Source organism: uncultured Enterovirga sp., assembly GCF_964242715.1.
In the GTDB taxonomy this organism is placed as follows: Bacteria; Pseudomonadota; Alphaproteobacteria; order Rhizobiales; family Beijerinckiaceae; genus Enterovirga.
Map to the genome: position 1 here is coordinate 1 of NZ_CAXTAZ010000070.1, position 19,438 is coordinate 19,438.

The 19,438-nt window shown below is 64.9% G+C and carries 15 protein-coding genes and 6 pseudogenes; 8 read left to right on the forward strand and 13 right to left on the reverse strand.

Annotated elements, in window-relative coordinates:
* Positions 1-224: 224 nt before the first annotated feature.
* Positions 225-725: pseudogene (locus ACFE87_RS22790) on the reverse strand (transposase); the annotation flags it as partial.
* A gap of 54 nt (positions 726-779) precedes the next feature.
* A pseudogene (locus tag ACFE87_RS22795) lies at positions 780-1,068 on the reverse strand (ABC transporter ATP-binding protein); the annotation flags it as partial.
* A 1,466-nt stretch (positions 1,069-2,534) separates the two neighbouring features.
* Here ACFE87_RS22795 and ACFE87_RS22800 point away from each other — a divergent pair.
* Both ACFE87_RS22800 and ACFE87_RS22805 read left to right on the forward strand, forming a co-directional pair.
* Positions 2,535-2,696: pseudogene (locus tag ACFE87_RS22800) on the forward strand (glycosyl hydrolase); the annotation flags it as partial.
* Positions 2,697-3,034: 338 nt separating this feature from the next.
* A pseudogene (locus ACFE87_RS22805) lies at positions 3,035-3,178 on the forward strand (carbohydrate-binding domain-containing protein); the annotation flags it as partial.
* A 738-nt stretch (positions 3,179-3,916) separates the two neighbouring features.
* Here the strand turns inward: ACFE87_RS22805 and ACFE87_RS22810 are convergent.
* The 7 genes from ACFE87_RS22810 to ACFE87_RS22840 form a co-directional block, all read right to left on the reverse strand.
* Positions 3,917-4,903: a glycosyltransferase family 2 protein gene (locus ACFE87_RS22810; protein ID WP_375461953.1), complete on the reverse strand. Its 987-nt coding sequence runs from the start codon at positions 4,901-4,903 to the stop codon at positions 3,917-3,919.
* Positions 4,904-4,913: 10 nt separating this feature from the next.
* A complete protein-coding gene (locus tag ACFE87_RS22815) occupies positions 4,914-5,888 on the reverse strand; it encodes a glycosyltransferase family 8 protein (RefSeq protein WP_375461954.1) in 975 nt (324 codons plus the stop codon).
* Positions 5,885-6,748 carry a glycosyltransferase family 2 protein gene (locus ACFE87_RS22820; RefSeq protein WP_375461955.1) on the reverse strand — a complete coding sequence of 288 codons (864 nt, stop codon included), beginning with the start codon at positions 6,746-6,748 and terminating at the stop codon, positions 5,885-5,887. The genes ACFE87_RS22815 and ACFE87_RS22820 overlap by 4 nt, the downstream gene beginning before the upstream one ends.
* 10 nt (positions 6,749-6,758) lie before the next feature.
* A complete protein-coding gene (locus tag ACFE87_RS22825) occupies positions 6,759-8,195 on the reverse strand; it encodes an oligosaccharide flippase family protein (protein ID WP_375461956.1) in 1,437 nt (478 codons plus the stop codon).
* Complete coding sequence (locus ACFE87_RS22830; RefSeq protein ID WP_375461957.1) at positions 8,192-9,253, reverse strand: glycoside hydrolase family 5 protein; 1,062 nt, start codon at positions 9,251-9,253, stop codon at positions 8,192-8,194. The genes ACFE87_RS22825 and ACFE87_RS22830 overlap by 4 nt, the downstream gene beginning before the upstream one ends.
* A gap of 95 nt (positions 9,254-9,348) precedes the next feature.
* Positions 9,349-10,611 (reverse strand): polysaccharide biosynthesis/export family protein, encoded by a 1,263-nt coding sequence (locus ACFE87_RS22835; protein ID WP_375461958.1) that lies wholly within the window; start codon positions 10,609-10,611, stop codon positions 9,349-9,351.
* Between the two features lie 40 nt (positions 10,612-10,651).
* Positions 10,652-11,242, reverse strand: a complete 591-nt coding sequence (locus tag ACFE87_RS22840) for a sugar transferase (RefSeq protein ID WP_375461959.1) — start codon at positions 11,240-11,242, stop codon at positions 10,652-10,654.
* A 583-nt stretch (positions 11,243-11,825) separates the two neighbouring features.
* Here ACFE87_RS22840 and ACFE87_RS22845 point away from each other — a divergent pair.
* The 4 genes from ACFE87_RS22845 (at position 11,826) to ACFE87_RS22860 (ending at position 15,246) form a co-directional block, all read left to right on the forward strand.
* Positions 11,826-11,966 carry a hypothetical protein gene (locus ACFE87_RS22845; protein ID WP_375461960.1) on the forward strand — a complete coding sequence of 47 codons (141 nt, stop codon included), beginning with the start codon at positions 11,826-11,828 and terminating at the stop codon, positions 11,964-11,966.
* A gap of 35 nt (positions 11,967-12,001) precedes the next feature.
* Positions 12,002-12,976, forward strand: coding sequence for a Wzz/FepE/Etk N-terminal domain-containing protein (locus tag ACFE87_RS22850; RefSeq protein WP_375461961.1), 975 nt, complete (start codon positions 12,002-12,004; stop codon positions 12,974-12,976).
* Positions 12,977-13,007: 31 nt separating this feature from the next.
* Positions 13,008-13,751, forward strand: coding sequence for a WecB/TagA/CpsF family glycosyltransferase (locus tag ACFE87_RS22855; RefSeq protein WP_375461962.1), 744 nt, complete (start codon positions 13,008-13,010; stop codon positions 13,749-13,751).
* Between the two features lie 79 nt (positions 13,752-13,830).
* The gene (locus ACFE87_RS22860) at positions 13,831-15,246 is read left to right on the forward strand and encodes an O-antigen ligase family protein (protein WP_375461963.1); all 1,416 of its coding nucleotides are present in this window, start codon (positions 13,831-13,833) and stop codon (positions 15,244-15,246) included.
* 169 nt (positions 15,247-15,415) lie between these two features.
* Here ACFE87_RS22860 and ACFE87_RS22865 read toward each other — a convergent pair whose 3' ends face one another.
* The 4 genes and pseudogenes from ACFE87_RS22865 to ACFE87_RS22880 all read right to left on the reverse strand — a co-directional run bounded on the left by ACFE87_RS22865 (position 15,416) and on the right by ACFE87_RS22880 (position 18,106).
* Entirely contained in the window at positions 15,416-15,784 is a 369-nt protein-coding gene (locus ACFE87_RS22865; RefSeq protein ID WP_375461964.1) for a hypothetical protein, read from the reverse strand.
* Between the two features lie 77 nt (positions 15,785-15,861).
* Positions 15,862-16,623 (reverse strand): annotated as a pseudogene (locus ACFE87_RS22870) (IS1 family transposase); the annotation flags it as partial.
* A 39-nt stretch (positions 16,624-16,662) separates the two neighbouring features.
* Positions 16,663-16,989: a histone H1 gene (locus tag ACFE87_RS22875; protein ID WP_375461965.1), complete on the reverse strand. Its 327-nt coding sequence runs from the start codon at positions 16,987-16,989 to the stop codon at positions 16,663-16,665.
* Between the two features lie 502 nt (positions 16,990-17,491).
* Positions 17,492-18,106, reverse strand: coding sequence for a hypothetical protein (locus ACFE87_RS22880; RefSeq protein WP_375461966.1), 615 nt, complete (start codon positions 18,104-18,106; stop codon positions 17,492-17,494).
* A 360-nt stretch (positions 18,107-18,466) separates the two neighbouring features.
* Between ACFE87_RS22880 and ACFE87_RS22885 the strand changes: the two genes are divergently transcribed.
* Complete coding sequence (locus ACFE87_RS22885) at positions 18,467-18,811, forward strand: hypothetical protein (protein ID WP_375461967.1); 345 nt, start codon at positions 18,467-18,469, stop codon at positions 18,809-18,811.
* A gap of 301 nt (positions 18,812-19,112) precedes the next feature.
* Positions 19,113-19,267: pseudogene (locus ACFE87_RS22890) on the forward strand (IS5/IS1182 family transposase); the annotation flags it as partial.
* Positions 19,268-19,438 lie beyond the last annotated feature (171 nt).

The following is a 19,438-nucleotide window of genomic DNA, read 5'->3' on the forward strand; positions in this document are numbered from 1 at the left end:
CGCTCGTCTGACCCTCGCAATCCGCCCTCCCGACAGCAGCACGGGCCAGAGTGAACCACGGCCGAGCAGCCGGCGCGAGCGGGTTCTTCAACAGCCTGCTAGAGAAGTTGTGCCGCGGCCGATGACTGACCTGGTGCGACGAAGACGCGATGCCCTCCTATTCTCTGAACGCGCTATCAGCAAACGCGCGAAGGTGAGCGAAGCTCAGTGGGCGGCGGAGCTGTCCAGCCGGCAGCCCGCAGCACGGCGGCGATCCGACGATAGCCGTAACGGCCGTACTGGATGGCGAGCGCGACGATGTCGGCCGTCAGAGCCGCCTCGTCGTCCGGGGTCGTCGGAACTTGCGCTGCGTCGAGCGGTGCTGTCCGAGCATACGGCAGGCCATGCGCTCGGACACGTCGTGCTCGGCGACCACATGTTCGCCGCAGGCGCGGCGACGGGCGGGGCTTACCAGCTTCCCGAGGCAGCCTCGCGCAGGATCAGCTTCTCGAGCGGGAGGTCCGAGACGGCACGCGGAGCCGTGTGTTATCGGCTTCAAGCTCCTTCAGGCGCTTCACCTGGTCGCCCTTCAGCCCACCGTATTCCTGACGCCAGCGATAGAACGTCACCTCCGTGACCCCGATCGACCGGATCGCCTCCGCGTTCGTCCGCCCCTGCGCCGTCAGGACCTCAACCTGCCGCAGCTTCGCGACGATCTCCTCAGGCTTGTGCCGCTTCCTCGACATCGATCAGTCCTCCACATGGCTCGAAGCCATACCTCAGGGAGGACCACTTCTCAGGGGGCAGACCAAGAGCTCAACGGGGGTTCCGACCTGCTGGATCACGCCGCCGCGCATGACGGCGATCCTGTCGCAAATGGTGTTCGCCTCCTCCTGGTCATGTGTGACGAAGACCGTCGTCATGCCCAGCGGCGCTGCATGTCCGGAGTTCGCGCCGCACCTGCACGCGCAATTGCGCATCCAGATTGGACAGAGGTTCGTCGAGGAGGAGAAGCTCCGGCTCGACCGGCGCTGCCAGTGCTGACGATCCAACTCCAAGGGAGCCAGACTGGAGCGTTTCGGGAAATCGTTACGCTCTGGACCGGGCCACGTCCCGGAGAAATGAATAGGATGCCGCAAGGAACGTCAGAAAGCGATGCTCCGATCGGTTAGCCATGCCACCGCAAGGTAGATGAGCGCAAACGGCGGCCCGAAGAACAGCAGGCTCATCACTATGGCGAGAGGTAGCCCGAATAACCAGGGGCGAAATGTTGTCGGCCACCGTCCCCTAAGGACCAAATGGCGAAGATCCCGCCCGAACTTCGTCATCAGCAGCGTCTGTCCGCCTATGACGAGAGCCCATATGTAGGCCCATCGTAGACCCCAGGCGCTTGCCGCGAAGATGGATGGCGGCGTCCAAATGAGGATATTGTCGGCAATGCGCGCCAACCGTCCTGTTCGTCGGGAACCTGAGGGTGATAGCAAGACCGTCATGACACGCAGCCGTTAACCGTACCGGGTGAACCAGCAGCCCATTGCGTGGGTTCCACAGGCAGTACGAAGCAATACGGCCGTCACTGCCGTAATTCGGACGGCATTCATCGTGCCGATCCGGTTTGGAACTCGGCTGGCACGCAAACGAACCAACGACGGCAGGATTGAACAAACACGCAAGACGCTCTCTCAACGGGCAATCCGCCGGTGACGGGCGACGAAAGCCGGCGCGTCCCCGATCGAGGCGCCCCGCCCCCGGACTCTCTGCAGCCTTTCGGCGAGCGTGTTCTGCATGTGCACGAGGCTGTCCAATCCGCCCGGGTCGCGCAATCGGCAAGCTTCGGTCGGCCGTCGACCGTTAGCCACGTGGGTGATTAGCGGGCCGCCTCGTCCTATTCCGATAGCCAAATTTGGAGGTCAGAATAAATATACATTCGCTGCAGACGTGCTTGTTCAGCAACAGCGACAAATTTTGAAACTTATCGGGTGGTATCGGTTAAATCATCCGCGACTATCACTTCCCATAAGAGGGATTCTAATTCATTTTCTGCAGCCTGGGCGGACACTATACCCCGCTAATGTACGTTGAACGATCGGAGCCGTTTTTGACAAAGCTCGGTTTATAGGTCGGCAACGACGCGTCTGCGCTCGATGCCGCGGAAGTCTGGCTCGGCCGGCCGGGTCGACCAGGTTCTGACTACCTTGATGATAGGAGTTGGGCGGCGTTCAACAGCTCGATCCCATACGAGATCAACCTCGGGAAGGACGCGGGTGCGCGATTGCTCCTGTCCGTCCCGTTAACGGTTGAGGGCACCTGCCTGGAGCAGGTCGCGACCGGCGCCTTCAACGGGCATTTCCGGGCGGCCGCCGAGGCGCTCGCGGCCAGCCAGAGCGGCCAGGGTCCGATCTATGTTCGCGTCGGCTGGGGTTCAACGGCGACTGGATGCCCTGGGCGGCCAAGGGCCATGAGGCGGCGCTTGTCGACGATTTCAGGGAGCTCGTAGACACGTTCCGCTCCGTGTCAAACCAGTTCAAGTTCGTCTGGGACGTCAATCTGGGCGGATCGATGAACTCGCCACGGCATATCCGGGCGACGGATATGTCGACGTAATCGGGATGGACGCCTATTACAATACGACCTGGGACTCCGCGGACCCGGCCGTCGCCTTCCACAACAAGGTCTCACAGCCTTACGGGCTCAAGTGGCACCAGGACTTAGCCGCGGCGCACGGCAAAGAGACCGCCGTCTCCGAGTGGGGCGTCAAGACGGACAATGCGGCCGAGTACATCCACCGTTTCGCGGACTGGATGGCGCAGCACGACATGGTCTACGCCAATTACTGGAACAGCGATGCTGCGGGCTACAGCGGCACCCTGCATGGCGGCCGGCATCCCGAGGCGGGCGCCGCTTTCCTCGATGAGTTCACCGGGTCCGGGCCCGACGGGCCGGCTCCCTCGACGGACGGACCTCTCGTGCTGCGCGTCTCCGGTGAGCTATCAGGGGCCGCCGCATTTCATCGTGACCGTCGACGGCCAGCAGGTCGGCGGTCCAGGTCGCGACTGCCTCCCACGCGGCGGGGCAGGTGCAGGAGGTCGTCCTGGACGTTCAGGCCACGCCCGGCCGGCAGGAGGTCGCGATCCGGTTCGTCGACGATCTCAACGGAGGCGCGGCAGGGGACCGAAACCTATATGTCCACAAGATGTGATGGGGCAGCGAGACCCATGCCGGCGACGAAGCCGTCAACGGCGCGGGGTATAACACGGCAACCTACGCATGAGACGCGGCCCAGAACGGGGCGGGTTACAACAGCAGCGGGGTTGCCCCAGCTCTTCTCGGAAGTAGACATCGTGTTCCACACCGGATTGAACGAAGCCATCCGACCCGGACTCTCGGGACGAACCCTGAGGGGTGACGGATCCAGACGTCGGACGTTTCGGCCCCTTTTTCACCACCAGCCGTCGGGGTGGAAGGGGGCCTCTCCGTTGGAAAAAGCTGAGCCTCGTGGCGTCGTTCAAGCTGACAGAGTTGCTGGCGGCTAAGCCCGGGACCGCATGGCCGTCCGGGTTGACCTGCTGGACCTCGAGGTTGGGGTCGGTGACGTCCAACCACCATAGAGGTCGTTCAGGAACTCGACCGATACCTCGCCCGGGCGGCCGGCCAGGTCGATGGCCACGTCTTCGTGCTCGCCGGCGGCGTGGGAGGCCAAGCGCGGCCGTGGCTTTCTTTGTCAAAATCGCGCAGTCTGATGCTGAAGCAATAGAGTTCATGCACTGGTCACGAGCTCTGTTGCGGACCGAGATACGGGCTATTTCAGGATTGTCGCTTGAACTTTTGGGGAGGCGCTTGCCGCTTCCAACCGAACATACATCGCCGACTACCCGCGTTTCTTCTCCGTTCAGAGATCTTGACGAGTATGGCGGCGACGAAGGCCTGACGGGTGCGTCTACGACGGTGCCTGTTTCGCGCGCATGGAGGTCCGTGCACCGAGACGCCGGGTCAAGGCGGCCGGCAGGGTTCGGGCGACGGCGCCGAAAGCGCCGCCTCTCGCCAGCAGGGCCGCCCCACGGGCCCATTCCCGCCTGCCAAGCAATTCCCTGATCTCGGTCCAGGTCAGGAGGTCGTCGAGCGAACCCCGATAGGCTGCGTCCGCCTGGGCGAGATCCGGCGACGGGCGACGTGGAAACGTGAGGGTGGTATAGGCCTTCTGCAGGGCGTGGAGGTCGGACGCTTTCAAGCGGCGTGACAGGGATCCGTCCACGACGCGGTACCGGTACAGGGCCTGCGGTAGGATCGTGAGCGCCGCGCCAGCTGCTAGGCAGCGCAGACAGAGATCGAAATCCTCCCCGATACGGAGGTGCTCGTCGTATCTGAGCCCGTGCCGGGCGAGGAAGTCTGCCTTGATCAGCGGCTTCAGAAAACCGAGATTCGCATCCCCTCCCGTCAGGCGGTTCCGCATGAGATACTCAGCAATCCCGACCTCGATCGGTGCCGTCCCGGGGAGCAGACCGAGCAAGGGCCAGGTCACGTCCGGCGTCTGGTCTAGGAAGCGGAGAGCGTCGTCCGCAACAAGGACGCAGCCGATCTCCTCGGCGAGGTTGAGCAGGCAGCGGCTGCGCTCCGGCGCGAGGAGGTCGTCCGCGTCCAGGACGCCGATCCAGGCGCCCCGGGCTTCCCGCAGCGCGACGTTGCGCGCCGCAGCCGGCCCACGATTTGTGGCAAGCGCCGTCACGCGGACCCGTGAGTCCCGGGCCGCTAAGGCCTGGACACGGACGAGGGTGTCGTCCTGGGAGGAGTCGTCGACCACGACCACCTCCACCGAAACGTCCCGCTGGGCGAGGGCCGAGGCAATCGCCGCCTCCACCCATGGCGCGGCATCATGCGCGGCCATGATATAGCTGATGTCCGGACTGCCGGCGCGGCGTCGGTCCACGGCATCCTCCTCAGGTCTGCGCGCGGGACCGGTACATCAACGCCGCCGCCCGAGGCCGCAGCAACGAGCGCGCAGCTCGGAACGCCCTTGGGAAGGCCCACCGCAGCCGCGTTTTCGCACCGGCGATGAGGGCTGATGGGCTTCTCGTCCATGGACGAGGGAAGCGTTGGGCGAGTCCAGCCCTTGCTACCGCCGCGAAGAAGCGATCGCTGTAGTGAATCCGGCCAGGCGCGTTCCACGGCTTGAGCGACGTGGTGAAGTGGACAAGTTGTGGATGGGCGCGCAACGCCCGGTATTCCGGCTCGGAGAGGCCGAGGAAACCGGCCGGCACGTCCGCGCATCGGGGCTGGAAGTTCCAGCCGAGATCGAGAAAGCAGACCTCCCCGCGTAGCGCGATGTTCAAGGCATCCTGGTCCAGCCAGGGCAGGCTTTCGCCCTGCCGGGCCAAAATCTCGAGCACGCGCGCTTCCGCTCGGCGCTCGCGCCAGGCGCGAAGGTCGAAGAGCATCACACCGGAATTGAAATAGGGTTCGCCCTCGCTGAAGCCGATCGCCTGGGGATCCAGCCGAAAGTGGTCCCGGACCGCCCCGATCGTCGCGCCCCCGAGAGAGGCCTGGAAGAGCGGGCGAAGATCGGCCAGGGCGAGGACGTCGGCATCGAGATACAGGACACGCTCGCAACCGGCTTCCATGAAGCGACCGAGAAGGATGCGGGTGTAGATCTCCCGTGGGAAGCGGGCCGTCGCCGGGAGCCCCGCGACGATTCTATGATTGAGGTCGCAGTATTGGACCGTACAACCAGGATATCGGGCGAGGATTGGGGCGAAGACCTCGTCGCTCAGCGACGGGCTGCGCTGGAACGCCGCGACGGTCGCCGCGACCCGGGCGCCGGGTGCCGTTTCTAGAACGGACGAGAGAGCCACGGCGGCCTGCGGCAGATAACCATTGTTGACGCAGAAAAGCAGGCGGAGACGCGGTTCGCTCACGGGCGCCTTCCCCCGTGCGCGGCCGAGCGGCGCCCGAGCAGCGCTCCCGCGCCCTCGCGTAAACCGCGGATGTACTCGAATACCGAGAGCCGCCCGGAGCCGACGAAAAATCCCCCGACTAGCACCTTCCTGGCGCATTCCCGTGCGAGCGCCGGCCGGGCACTGGCGTGGCGGGCGAGTACGGTCATGGCACCCCGGAAGTATTTCGCAGCCGAGCCGCGGTCGGCAGTCCGGTGCCCGACTAGCGGCCGGTCGATGAGGCCCACCCGGCGCGCGCCGAAATAGCTGCGCAATGCATAGTCCGTGTCCTCGCCTCCTCCTGCGGACGTTCCAAGCCCAAGGCCCGGGTCGAATGGCCCGAGCGTCGCCATGAGGGAGCCGCGCAGGAACATGTTGTTCGAGCTCGACAGCCGGACCACCTGTCGAGCCTCGACCGGTAAGACGTCCCGGGCGCCGAAGGCAGATGTCTCAGGATGGAGGGACATGCCGCAGATGAGCAGGTCAAGGTCGGTGCTTTCCGCGAAGGTGCGGTCGAGCCAGGCCAGGAAGCCGTCCGGCAGCCAGCAATCGTCGTCCGGGAAGGAGACCACGTCATCCTCCCCGGGCGCCTGTTCCGCCGAAGCCTCCGATATCATTATGTTGCGGGCCGCCGACAAGGAGGTCCGCCCCGGAAGGGCGGAGAACCGGCTCCCGGGAGCCTCGGTCCGCCAGCAGGCGAGCGCCTCGCCATCGGCATTCTGCAATAGGACGTGGTGGCGGATCGGCACGCCTTTGTTCGCCTCGACGCTCGCGAGCAAGCGACGGAAGTCGGCCTGTCTCTCGCTCTTTAGGTCCGTCGTCGTGAACAGGATCATGGTCATGGCGCAGGTCTCACGAGAAGAGGATACGCAGCCGGATGTCGAAGCGGCTGAGCATAAGGCCATAGAGCGCCCCGGACGCCGCGAGTGCGGCGAGACCCGCTCCGAGCCAGGCAGCAAGCGTCAGCTGAGGCGCGAGCCACGTGAGGATGACGAGCGAGGCCAGGAGCAGCGAGGGCCATGCCGCCGCGCACCAGGCCGCATTCTGGTTGAAGACGTGCTCGCGCCTTGCCCGCCGACCGAGCAGGGCGAGCGCAACGATATCCCCGACCGTCATCCCGAGGAGGAAGAGGGTCAGGTCTCGGGTGGCGAGGAGCGCCAGTGCGCCGGGAACGACCGCCAGCGCGGACAGGATGGAACCGTAGGCGACCAGTCGGGTATTTCCCGCCGCGTAGGCGGCCGGCACGGGAAGGAGCGCGAGAAGCTTCACGCAGACGCTGAGGCCGGCAAGCCCCATGAAGAAGCGCGATGGCTGGTAGGCGGGGCCGAAGACCAGGGCGAGAAGCTGGTCGCCGACGAGGCTGAGGGCGAGACCATAGGCGAAGGCGAGGCAGGACAGGCACCAGGCCCAGCTATCGAACAGGGCCGCCTCGTCGCCGCCCTGCTCGCGCTGGCGTACGAAGAGCGGCAGGAAGGCGCTGGTCAGGAACCGAGCTATGACGGTCCGGGGGAGTTGCGCCGTGCCGTATGCGACGTTGTAGAAGGCGAGCGGCATCGGTCCGAGCACGCCCCCGATCAGAAGGCGGTCGGACAGCGTCAGGGAGGCCGCGGCACCGTTGACGAGGAGCGGCAGGCCGAACCGGGCCGCATCCCGCCGGGCTTCCCGATTCCAGCGCAGCCGGTAGCGCGTCGGCGACAGGAAGTGCGAGAGCGCAACCGTCGTCACGGTCGCGGCCCCGAGGCCCCAGATCATGCAGGTGAGGTCTGGTCGGTGCCAGGCCGCCGCGACCGTTGTCGCGAAGGCCGCGACCTGGGCCGCCCCGGTCACAGCGGCCTCGCGCCCGAAGGACGACCGCCGCATCAGCTCCTTCACGCCGTAATTTTCGAATCCGCGCAGAAGGACGATGGGGGCCAGGAGCGCATAGACGCCAACCTGGTCAGGCGCATGGAAGAGCGTCGCGACCAGGGGAGAGGCTGCGAGAAGGATCCCGCCCAGGACGGCCGCCCGCATGATCGCGAGGCTCTGGAGCGTACCCATCATGACGTCGTGCGGAACACGGTTCTCCTTGCGGACCACGAGGATCGGCAAGCCGAAATCCGTCACCACCTCCAGCATGCCGAGCACGATGGAGAGCGAGATCGCGAGGCCGAAATCCTCGGGTGCCACAAGCCGGGCCAGCGCCACGTTCCGGGCGAAGGGAAGCAAAGCTTCGAGGAGGTTTGCGGCGAGGAGGGGCGTACTCGCCAGGAGCGACACCGAGCGGAAGCGGCCGGCGAAGCTGACGATCACGCCGACATCCCCAACGCGGTCAGGGTTGCCGAATCGAGGCGGCCATCGCGCGAGTCGGACGCCAAGATGCCGAAGCCTGGCGAGTTGTCCCAGGCGGCCCAACCGAAGCCCCTGAGCTCGAAGCCCTCGCGTGAGGCCCGCATCCAGGACAAGCGGGCAGACCTTGGCGCCGCCTTGGCGTAGACGCCGAACTCTCCGATGTAGATCGCGGCTCCACCTTCCGCCCGCGCCCAGGCTGCGAGCCGGTCGAGATCGGCGACGAGGGCCTCTCGGGTGAAGCGTCCGCCTTCGATCTCCGCTCGCAGGAAGCCCCGGGCCCGCTCGTCGGTGGCGGCGACTGTCGCTTCTCGATGGGCGTCCGAGGGGGCAATCGGCCAAGGCAGGTTCCCGATCGCCTTTGCAACGTCCCAGGTCCAATCCGCCGCTTGATGCGTGAACAGCAGCGGCGCGTAGCAATGCGCCGTGTAGATGACGTTCCGGTCGGCATATCCTCGTCGACCGACGAGGTCGTCGACACCGCTCCAGCCTCCGCCATTCACGATGACCGGGCCGGTCGCACCGGCGTCCCGGATGGAACGAAGCGCCTGGTCCTGAAGCGCCCACCAGGCATCGCCCCTCATCGGCTCCGGCTCGTTCAGGATCTCCAGGAAGAGGTCCCCGCCCCGGTGGCTCGCGAGATGCCGGGCGAGCACCGCCCAGCGATCCACGAGGGCGCCCGCCCCCGCGGGCGTGAGCAGCGGTTCCTTGGACGACCCGACAGGATGGAGGTCCAGTACGGTCGCGAGCCCGCGCGTGCCGATCCGGTCAAGTGCCGCCTCGAGAGCCTCCAGCACGGCAGCGACCAAGCGCGGCTCGCCGCCCGTCTGGTCGAAAAGCACCGAGGGCTCAAGGCCGAGGCGGACATGCGTGAATCCCGCCTCGACCAGTCGGTCTAGGTCACGGTCCGTGACGAAGCCGGCCAGGTGGTCGGGCCCATAGCCCCGAACGCTCTGCGCGAACCAATGCGACAGATTCAGGCCCCGGGCGAGGCGGGCCGGGGCGGCGGGTCGGGTCTGCATCGGGGCCGCACGGACGGCACCACCGGCGAGCGACAAGCCAGCCGCACCGGCGAGGACATGCCGTCGATGGGGGCGCAAACATGGTGCCTCGGCCCTCACTGCGAGACCTCGGGAACCTCTGTGTGGAGGGCGACATCGACGGTGTCGCCCGGGCGCACGGGCGCGTTCTCGTCGGCCGTGACTGTGCCCCCGCCATCCGCCTCGGGCCGGGTGATCGTGATCGTCGGGGCGGGCCCGCCCTTCCGATTGAGCTGGGAGCGGATCATGCCCGTATAGGCAATCTTCTCTCCGGCGGCCGCGAGGCGGGAGCGGATTCCGTCGCGTTCCAGCGTCGCCGCCTCGACCTGCTTCAGCATGTCGGCCCGCAGCGTCTCGTCCAGTCGCGCGACCTTGCGCAACGCCTCGTCACGCTCCCGAACTGTGGCCGTGAACTGGACGCTGGTCGCGAGCGACTGGGTCGCCGAGAACATGGACAACCTGCGCGCCTCCGACAGACGGGTCATGGGCAGGTTGCCGCTTCGGGAAAACTCCTTGAGCTTGTCGTAATCCGCCACGTCCGCCTTGACGCTCTCCTCCTCCTTCTCCTGCCGGGAACGAAGGAGGGCGATCTGGTCGTCGGCAGTCTTGACCGCTTTCTGGAGGAAGACCCGCTCGGCCTGCGCGCGATCGACCGCGATGTTGAGCTGACCTCGAGCGCTGGCCCGTACGCTCTGGAGGAAAGGGGCGGAGACTGGACCCTGGGTGGCCGCCTCGAGCGACCTGTCCAGGGCCGCCGGACCGGTGGAATTGAGTTGAGCCTCGAGGCGCCAAATTAGGGCCTGCTGGGTGACGAATTGCATCCAGAGCGTCTGGTGCTCGTTGCGCAGATCGGCAGTCTCCAGGAACGGGTTGTTCATGCGGAACCGCATGATCTCGTATCCGCCAGCGAGCGAGATCGCCTGCCGGACTGTCATGCCAGGTCGGTAAGTCTGCTGGCCGGGCTTGGTCACGTCGCCGTTGAGGTAGATCGGCCGGTATTCCGCGACGGTCACGAGGACCGCATCCGGCGCGATCGCCGTGACGCTCTCACGGCCATCGGGCGTGCGCTGCTGGTAGAGCTTACGCGAAAGCCGCTCCTTTATCAGGGCTTCCGCCTCGCTGAGATTAAGCCCCGAGACTTTCAACGGCGCGATCATGGGAACGGAGACCTCTCCATCCAGGCCCACCGTACTGCGCTGGCGCAGGTCGGGCAGGCCCGCGACTGCAGTCTCGATCACGTCACCGGCCTGGAGCCGATAATCGGCGCGGCTGGCGCTGCTCACCAGGACAAGTGCCACTACGGCCGCCGCCACGCGCATCGGCCTTGAAGACTTGGTCATGGATGCGGTCCTTGCGTCAGGCTCGGCCACCAAAGGGGGCTCAAAAAGCGGTCGAGCTGAAGAACATCTCTCTAACCGTCGCGGCGAGCAGCCGGACATCGCCCGACACCGACGCGGTCCGAATGTAGACAAGATCGAGCCGGACCCGCCGCGCCATGTCGGTCAGCTGCGGCGTCTCCCCGCGAAACCCGTTGGCCTGCGCGAGTCCCGACAGGCCCGGCTTTGCTGCAAAGCGCTTGACGTAGAACGGGATACGCTCGCTGTAGTATTGATCGTGCTCAATGGCATGCGGTCGTGGTCCGATGAGGGACATGTCGCCGCACAGCACGTTGACGAGCTGGGGCAGCTCGTCAACGCTCGCCCTTCTTATGAAGCGCCCGATCGGGGTGACCCGCGGATCGGAGCGCTTGGCCTGAACGACTTCCAGGCCGATGATGGCGCCAATATACATGGACCGAAACTTGTAGATCGTAAAAGGTCGGCCACCGAGGCCGCACCGGGTCTGCCGGAACAGGACCGGGCCGCGCGAGGTGAACGCAATTAACGCGGCTACAATCAGAAGTAAGGGCAAAAGGGCAATCAGGAGGCCCAAAGCCCCGAGCACGTCGAATACTCGCTTGGTTTCGGACACAAGATACGGATTGGCTGGGAACGCCGCTGCTTGCCCTTGAATTAGAATCGGAAGGGGGCTGCGTCGGCCTACATTCTGCGGTGCTCCAAGCAGCCGCGTCAAAAATCGGCGAGAACCGAGTATTGGGTAATGAGCGTCCATCAGGTGCTTAGACACTTATCACCCTCACGGCCCACGAACAGCAGCTTCAGCAGCCTTGCGAGTTGTACTCGCCGGTCCACCTTACTGAAAATCATAAACTTTGTGCAATGCAATGTGCTCCATGGTTGACTGGTTTTGTCCGAAATGGTACAGAGTGTAGCAAGAACAGGACCTGCGCTATAAACCACGACTGTAACGATTTAGGTCCGATTGCGGGCATCAGCCACCGTGAATCGGTCAACTTTGGCCGTATAGTTGCAGTGCGAGAAGGTAAGATGTCTCGAGCTCAACGAACTCGGCGTACCAGCGTCGCGAGGCAGGCGCGCCGATGCGTGATGGTCGTACGGTTAGTTTATCCCCTCACCCGCGTACCGACGCGATCCGGTGTCATGTACCAACGCAATTAGACAGGCGCAATTTATGTGGACAGGATCGGCACCTGATGGATGAATTCCTCCTGCATGACGTCAAGTTCGCTTGGTGTGAGAAGCTTGACGGCAGCATTCAGGCTGATGTTCCTGCACGAGAATCAATCGGCAGCAGCGTGCGATGCGCGGCGGATCCAGGCTTCCCAGAGCTCTGAAAGCTTTGGAGGGTCCTGCAGAACGACCGTCGGAAATGCCTCAGGCGCAATCCGCAGATCCAAGCCTCGCGAGCTTCCTTCGACATGTGCTGAGACGCTGGAGGACGGTCGCCTTGGCAGCGGGGTTATCGGCGGCCTCCGCGGGAGCGTACTTGCTGTTGGCGGCTCCCCGATACACGGCGACGGCTCTCCTCCTCATCGACACCAAGACGGCCGCGGGTCTGCGGAGCGCCGCGCCCGCGATCGCCGATGCTAACGTCGAATCCGCCAATATCGAAAGCCAGGTCGAGCTTCTCAGATCGGAGCACGTCGCCCGCAAGCTCGTCGAACGCGAACATCTGGCTCTAGACCCGGCCTTCGCCCCCGGAATGGTGGCCAAGATCATCGACGGTCTGAAAGGTGTGTTCTCGACAAGCCAGGAGCGTGCCGCCTCCCCGGAGGGCCAAGTGGCCGGGACAACCCGGGAGCTGCGCGACCGTATCGCCGCGCGCCGCATCGGGCTGACCTACGCGGTCGAGCTGTCGGCAACCATGCCAGACCCGGCACAGGCCGCCAGGATCGCGAACGCCTATGCCGAGACCTTCATTGCCGATCAGGCCGCTCGGCGGGAGGCAACCGCGCGAAGCCTCAGCACGATGCTCGAGGCACGGACAAAGGAGCTGCAGGCCCAAACCTCGGAGGCCGAGCGGAAGGTGGAGGAGCTTAAATTTGCGGGCTCGCTTCAAGGCGAGAGTTCCGCCTCTCTACGGGTCACCTTGAAGAATTTGGAGAGCTCGGCGCAGACCTTCAGGGTCCTGCACGACCGGTTTCTCGAGCGAGCCGCCGATACCTGGCAGCAGCAATTCATGTCCTTCCCGGACGCGCAACTCGCCAGCGCCGCATACCCTCCGCTTTTGAAATCCTCGCCCCGCATGCTGGTTATCCTCACAGGCGCCCTTCTCGTCGGCGTGGCGCTCGGGTTGCTTCGCATCATCCTCCAGGACCCGCGCGTCTTGGGGCTGCGCGCCTGATCGGCAGCTCGTCCCAACCGGAGCCCCGATCATGCTCAAGTCCGTCCGCATCCTCGGGGTCCTGGTTCACTCGGGCCCGGCCTCCGAGGTGATCGCCCATATAGACGACAGGGTCGCCCAGCGCAGCTCCACCCGGGTGGCTTTCTTGAATGCCCACCTCTCCAACCTCTGCTCGCGCAACCCGGCCTTCCAGAAGGAGCTCGACGGGTTCTTGGTCCTGAACGACGGCGTCGGGCTGGACATCGCCAGTTGGGCGCTTCACGGCGCGAAGTTCCCGCACAACCTGAATGGGACGGACTTCGTCACCAGCCTCCTGGACCGGACGCGGCACGACCTCCGCATCTTTCTCCTCGGTACGAGCAACGAGGTCGTTTCCGAGGCGGCCCGGCGCATCGAGGCAAGATGGCCCCGGCACAAAGTCGTCGATCATCACCACGGTTTCCTCGACCAGAGCAACGAAGCATCCCTGAAAGACCGCCTGGTCCAGGCGAAGCCGGATCTGATCCTGGTCGGGATGGGCAACCTGCGGCAGGAGCGCTGGATTGCCCGGCACGTGCCGGACGTCTGCCCCTGTGGCGTCGCGGTCGGGGCATGGCTCGATTTCATCGCCGGGGCTGTTCCGCGTGCGCCCGCCTGGGTCCGGGCGGTTCGGTCCGAGTGGGTGTTCAGGCTCTGCCTCGAGCCGCGCCGGCTCGCCGGGCGTTTCCTCGTCGGGAACCTCGTTTTCCTCGCTCGGCTCGGCCGAGCCAAGCTTCGCGCCTCGGCAACGACGTGAACCCGGTTTCGGATCACCTGTCGGCGGTCGGGACCGGCCGAAAGACGGCGCCTTCCGAGGCGACGAGGCAAGAGGAGCCATGACCACCTTCGCGCAGCGCATCAATCGCGGCGCCTCGTTCCAGGTAGCGGGATTCCTGGCCGTCTCCGCGATTGCGGCGGCTGCCCTGGTGTCGGCCGTGTTCGGCGCCGACTGGCTGCCGCTCGCCATCCTGGTGGCCGCCCTCTCACTACCAATCGGCCTTTTCGCCGGGGTGCAGGCGCTGCGGTGGGGGCCGGGCTACGCGACCGGCCTCGCCATCGTTGGTATCATCCTGCTCTGCGCCACATTCCGCATCCGGGAGATCGAGGACAAGTCGATCGACGCCCAGATCGCGCTTCGCCTCTTGGCTACCGGGCTCGTCACCATCACGGCCGCGACCGCCTTTCTCGTCACGCACCGGAGGACGAGCCCCGTCGCCATGCCGACCGCCTGGGTTGCCTTCCTTCTCTACGTCATGGCGACGAGCGCCTGGTCGCTCCAGCCAGCCGTTTCCCTCGTCGAGACATTTGCCAACCTTGCTGCCTTCGCCTTCCTGTGCGCCTACCGGAGAATCCTCGGCGAGTCCGCGCTGGTCAGGACGCTCCTCGCGGCCTGCTTCACGCTCTGCTGCTTGTCGATCGCCGCCTACCTCCTCAATCCTCAGCTCGGACGGATGAGCGATTGGGTAAATGGCGTATTCGTTCCCACATCGCGCCTGTCCGGCGTGTTCGGCACGGCCAACGCAGCGGGTGCGGCTGCGGGCCTCGGCATCCTTCTGACGCTGTTGCTCGCGAAGCTGTCCTGGCGGCGGCCATGGATCTACGTCCTTCTCGCCCCGATGCTGTTCTGCCTCGCAGCCAGCAACAACCGGATGTCGGTGGTGGCGACGGTGGCATCCCTCATCTATGCCTGGATCGCCGCGGGAGAGCGGGCACTCAAGCTCGTCCTGCTGGCGCTCGGGATCGGCGTCGCCACGCTCGTCATGGCGCTATCAGGGGACGCGATCCTGGAGAGCCTGTCGCGATCCGGCTCGGTTGAGGAGATCACGAGCGGCACCGGGCGAACCCGCATCTGGTCGGTGGTGCTCGATCTCTGGATGCAGAAGCCCCTGGTCGGATACGGTGAAGGATCGGCCAAGTTCATCCTTCCGGTCCACCCCCTCCTCTTCAAGGCAGCGGCGCACGCACATAACCTGTACTTGAACGTGCTGTTCGCCGGAGGCATCGTCGGGCTGACGCTCTTTGCGGTCGCCCTCGCTAGGACTCTCCGCCGTGGCGTCTCTCAGGGCAATCACCGCCCCATCGCCCTTCTCCTGTTTCCGTTGATATACGGCCTCACCGAACCGGCAATCGGAGGCTTCGTCTCGTTCGTCGGCCTCTGCTTTTACGGCGCCGCCATACTGATTGCTGCTTCGCCCTTAGGCATTCTCGCGGTCGCTCCGGCCGCCAGGACCATTGGCCCGCCGCACCGGTGAGGCATTCGCTGCGGCTCGCTATGAGGTAGAGATGTCCCTAGGTCCGTTCGCGCTCCCCTGGTACACGAGAGCCGGCTATCCGACCGTGGACCGCCTGGCCGACCGCAGGCACTTCCCCCACGAGGTACGAGGCCCGGCTGACAAAGGCGTGCCAGGTCGAGGTAGGGCATCACTTTGAAATCGGGGATCGGAAGCTGATCTCTGAATCGTCGCGGTGAGCGATGATCTCGGCCAGCCGATCGGTCGCGTAGCGCTTACGATCCGACGCCGGATTCATCTCAGTCCGCGAAGCGATGGGGAAGCATGCACGCGGGATGATCCAAAAGTGCTTTGTGTGCCAATAGCTGGTCCGACCTTGCCACCCAGAACCGGCGCCGTCCTTCTCGTTTTCGTCTAACTCCATACGAACTCCGTCGAGACCTTCTCCCGTGTAGAGAGGCACGGCGAGGAACCCATCCAACTCATCATCGGCCTTCAGGACTAGAAAGGGGCCGGCTCGATCAGCGTGAAAGATCAGGGACGTTTGTGAGACAGCCATCAAAGCGTTTCGACTCAGCCGGATCAAGATAAGTGACTAAGCCAGGTAATACTTCATCGGCTGAGATAGCGGCCATCCTAGGCTTCCTTCAACGTTGCACGAGGCTTGTAGGGCCCACGCTTCACAGGAGCCGGCTCCGCCGCCTCGACCAAGTTCGCGATATCCTCGACCGACCACAGCGTCTTGCTTACGCCTGACGCCATGGCAGGAGACATGCCTTTGAGGCTTCGGTGCTGCTTCACGAGGTTGTACCAGACCGTGTAAAGCGCGACCATGTGAACGTGGTTCTCGAACTTCTTTGAGAACGCGTTCGTGAGCCGGGTAAAGCGGCGCATCTGCATCCGCATCGTAAGGTTCTGCCGTTCCACGTAGGACGTGCTGACGTGCTTCGGATCGGGCCGGCCCTCGATCCGGTGCTTCTCCGCCCCGATGCACTCTGCCGGGCTGTAGCGGCCCTTGAAGGCGTCCGGGGCTGCACCGTAGATTTTCACGAGCTGCGCGTAGTCCACGTCCGATCCGAAGGCTTCCTCGACCGCCTGGAGGTAAGCCTTGTGGCTATCCGTCGTGAGCTGCACCCGGTTCGCGAGCCGCTGCCGCACGTCGTCCATGAACGCGAGGGCGTATTCGGCGTCACGCCCGCCGACGAGCCATGACACGATTAGCTTGCTGTCCGCGTCCAGGGCCGTCCACGTCCAGGTGTCGCCAGCGATGGCCGGAGCCGCCTTCGCGGACGCGACGTTTTTCTGCTTGGCGTAGGTGAAGCTCCAAATTTCGTCGCACTGGACCCGCTTCGCGGTGACGTTTTGGACGTTGTCGTCATGGTACGTCGCGCAAGCCTTCCTGCCCCGCCGTTTCGAATTGTCGATAGGAACTCAGTTTCAATTCCAGCAAGAAGGTGAATTCAGGATAGAGTTTAGGTCAGGCTGGACGGAGTGGGAGGAGGTCGAGCGGCTTTCGGTGGTGCGATTCATTCCCTTCCCCACCCGCTTCTCCGCCGCCTTCCTAGCGATCTCGGCTCGGCGCTCCGGCGTCATGCCCTCGGCGCGCTTCCGGCCGCCGAGCTTGCCCATCTCAACGGCGGCGGCGTTCTTCGGAGGCGCGACGGGCTCGGGCTCGAACTCCTCCTCCCGCTCTCCGGTCGCGATCTGCATCACGCGGACGGCGTTGCCGACCACGTCGGCGGGGCGGCGAGGGCGGCCCGTCATTTCCCGTCCCAGAAGCGGACGAAGTCCTCCGCGAGGCGCCGCGCTCGAAGGCCGGCGATGCTCCCATCTCTGACTTCGTGTTTTCCTTTCTCGTCCTCGGGGTGTTGATCTACCGGAACGAGAAACATGGCATCCGTCACAAACTCGACGGCGTAAGTGCCTGGGACATGCTCGGTGGAGCTAAAGAAGGGTGCCTTCGCCATACTGTCCTCGCTCCTGCTTTCCGCTAAGCATACAGGAGCGGGGGGCGGAGCGCGACCGTCAGACTGGCCGGATTTCAAACTGACGCACTACCCAGGTCGAGCGCGAGTTGACGCGATCTGGCATCGTGACCTTGCCGCATGATCATCGATGAGGAAGGATTCCTCCCCTGGTGCGAGAGGAACGGCGTCTCGCCCAGCCCGCGGGCACGAGCGGCCTACGTCAATCAGATGGCCGGCATCCCGTCGCCAGCCCGCAAGCGGCCACCACGGGTCGTCCGCGGCGCCAACCGGATCTCGGTCTAGCCGTCGCCCTTTATGCGGGTCGGATCGCTCGTCGCACCGCGGTAGGACGGCAACGTATCGCTGGCTGTCGCGCGGTCCGTGACGACCAAGGCGGCCGACACCCGCATGGATGGGACGATGCCGACCGGATAAGGCCGTCCGATCGCAACCGACACGCCGCGTCCGCGCCACGCCAGTACCAGCATGCGGATGCGGTAGCCAGGATCTTCGACGCCATCCCAGGCACCGCCATCGACCCGGCAGGGAGGTCGGCGAGTCGTGATCAGGGGCAGGTAGGAGCCGAGCAGGCCCGGCTGGCCGGAGCCCCGGCGCGAGGGGCACGTCTTGTCCGGACCGAGCACTCCGCGCTCCGGGACGGCCAGACCGCCAGAGCCCGGGCGATCGTCCGTTCGCGTGGCAAGACCGGAGACGAAACCGTTCAGCACGAACCCGACCTGAAGGAGTCCGAAGCCAGCAAGGGCGTAGACGACCGCACCCGTCGTGGAAGCCCCGGACCGGATCATCGCGATCGTGTAGAGAGGGCTCGCCACAAGCCCTATGACCATCAGGCCGACCCAGGACAGGCAGAAACTCGCCGCCACCCCGCAGAGGCCCAAGACAACCAAGAACACGACAGCCTCCCTGCTCTGATGGTAACGGCCGGCGCCGTTCCAACCTCCGCTCGCCACGATCGGTTCGCTGCGGGTTGGGCCGCTGATCTCGATCAGCCTCACTGCTGATCGTTAGGGCAAGTCTGTCAACAAATCGCGCACATCATTCGGAAACTTCGACGAACGCGGGAGCGGGCAATGATCGTACAAGCCGAGGCGTCGTTCTGCGAAAGGGAGGGCATGAGAGGGAGGCCGCGAATGCAGTTAGTATCACTCGACCGAGCATCTAGGGTTCTCCGGCTCAGCGTCAGCACAATATCTCGCGAAGGTGCCATGCCTCGGCTACTGTTGTAAGCTTTCCACGTGCCCTGTGGGCCCTCCTTGTCGGACAATCTGAATTTTGTTCTATCCGCCGTCGCTGTTTCGGCGCGTGCTGGCGCGCTGAGCTGGGCATCGCCGTCGGGACGCGGCTTCCCATCCTCGCGGGTCAATGCCGCCAGCGCCACCGCTTTCTTGGGGTACGGCATCTCACGCGTTCCGTACCTGCTAACGCCACCGGACCTTCCTTGGCTGGCACTTCTCGCAATCGAGAGCCTGCTGCTGCTCCTGACGCTCTCGACGGCGAGGGCCAACCCGACCGCGTTCTGGTTCAACGGAGCTGCCTTCACGGCGCATTCAGCCCTGAGTGCGACAGCCCTCGTTTTTTGCAGCGACTTTTCCGTATGACCCGGCTGATCTCTCCGACTGAGTCCTACAAGCCAGAGCAAGCTTGTCTCTGTCGCCGCGAACCAGGACGCGATCCGCACCCTTTTCAAGTCGATCGCGACCTCGCCGCAACATGCTGTGGCCTCCGGCATGTTGCTGGAATAGCCGCTCCGATCGTACGAACGGCGGCCGACGGCCATCGCAAGCTCGCCATGCGCGATGCGGCGGGCCGTCGAGCTGCAATGCGCGATGGGCGCCGCGTCGAGGTGGCCCGATTGCCACCTTCTTCATCCAGGACCGCAAGGTGCTGGAAGGCGCCACCCTGGCGCGGGAGGCGACGGGATGTGCCGCGCTCACGGTGTTGGCCGACCGGGGCTACCTCAACGGTGAGCAGGTCCTGGCCTGCGAGGGCACCGGGTGCTGCCCTGCGTGCCCAAGACCCTGACCTCGGGCCACGCCAAGCGCGGCCTCTTCACGGAAGCCGGCACCGACCCTCGTGTCAGTGGACATTGCTTATGCCGGGACAGACGAACCCCTTGATGCCGACGCGGAACTCGATCCAGGCGACAGCTTCCGCGTGACGCTGAACCTGCGCACTAGAGCGGGTTCAGCTCTTTCCGATTCGAAGCGGGATTCACGGCTGGGGTT

What these genes read in the sequence shown, in the direction of transcription:
- ACFE87_RS22830 (WP_375461957.1), bottom strand. Translation starts at nt 9,253, where the DNA reads ATGCAGACCCGACCCGCCGCCCCGGCCCGCCTCGCCCGGGGCCTGAAT.
- ACFE87_RS22820 (WP_375461955.1), bottom strand. Translation starts at nt 6,748, where the DNA reads ATGACCATGATCCTGTTCACGACGACGGACCTAAAGAGCGAGAGACAG.
- ACFE87_RS22865 (WP_375461964.1), bottom strand. Translation starts at nt 15,784, where the DNA reads ATGGCTGTCTCACAAACGTCCCTGATCTTTCACGCTGATCGAGCCGGC.
- ACFE87_RS22875 (WP_375461965.1), bottom strand. Translation starts at nt 16,989, where the DNA reads ATGACGGGCCGCCCTCGCCGCCCCGCCGACGTGGTCGGCAACGCCGTC.
- ACFE87_RS22860 (WP_375461963.1), top strand. Translation starts at nt 13,831, where the DNA reads ATGACCACCTTCGCGCAGCGCATCAATCGCGGCGCCTCGTTCCAGGTA.
- ACFE87_RS22835 (WP_375461958.1), bottom strand. Translation starts at nt 10,611, where the DNA reads ATGACCAAGTCTTCAAGGCCGATGCGCGTGGCGGCGGCCGTAGTGGCA.
- ACFE87_RS22845 (WP_375461960.1), top strand. Translation starts at nt 11,826, where the DNA reads ATGGATGAATTCCTCCTGCATGACGTCAAGTTCGCTTGGTGTGAGAAG.
- ACFE87_RS22855 (WP_375461962.1), top strand. Translation starts at nt 13,008, where the DNA reads ATGCTCAAGTCCGTCCGCATCCTCGGGGTCCTGGTTCACTCGGGCCCG.
- ACFE87_RS22850 (WP_375461961.1), top strand. Translation starts at nt 12,002, where the DNA reads ATGCCTCAGGCGCAATCCGCAGATCCAAGCCTCGCGAGCTTCCTTCGA.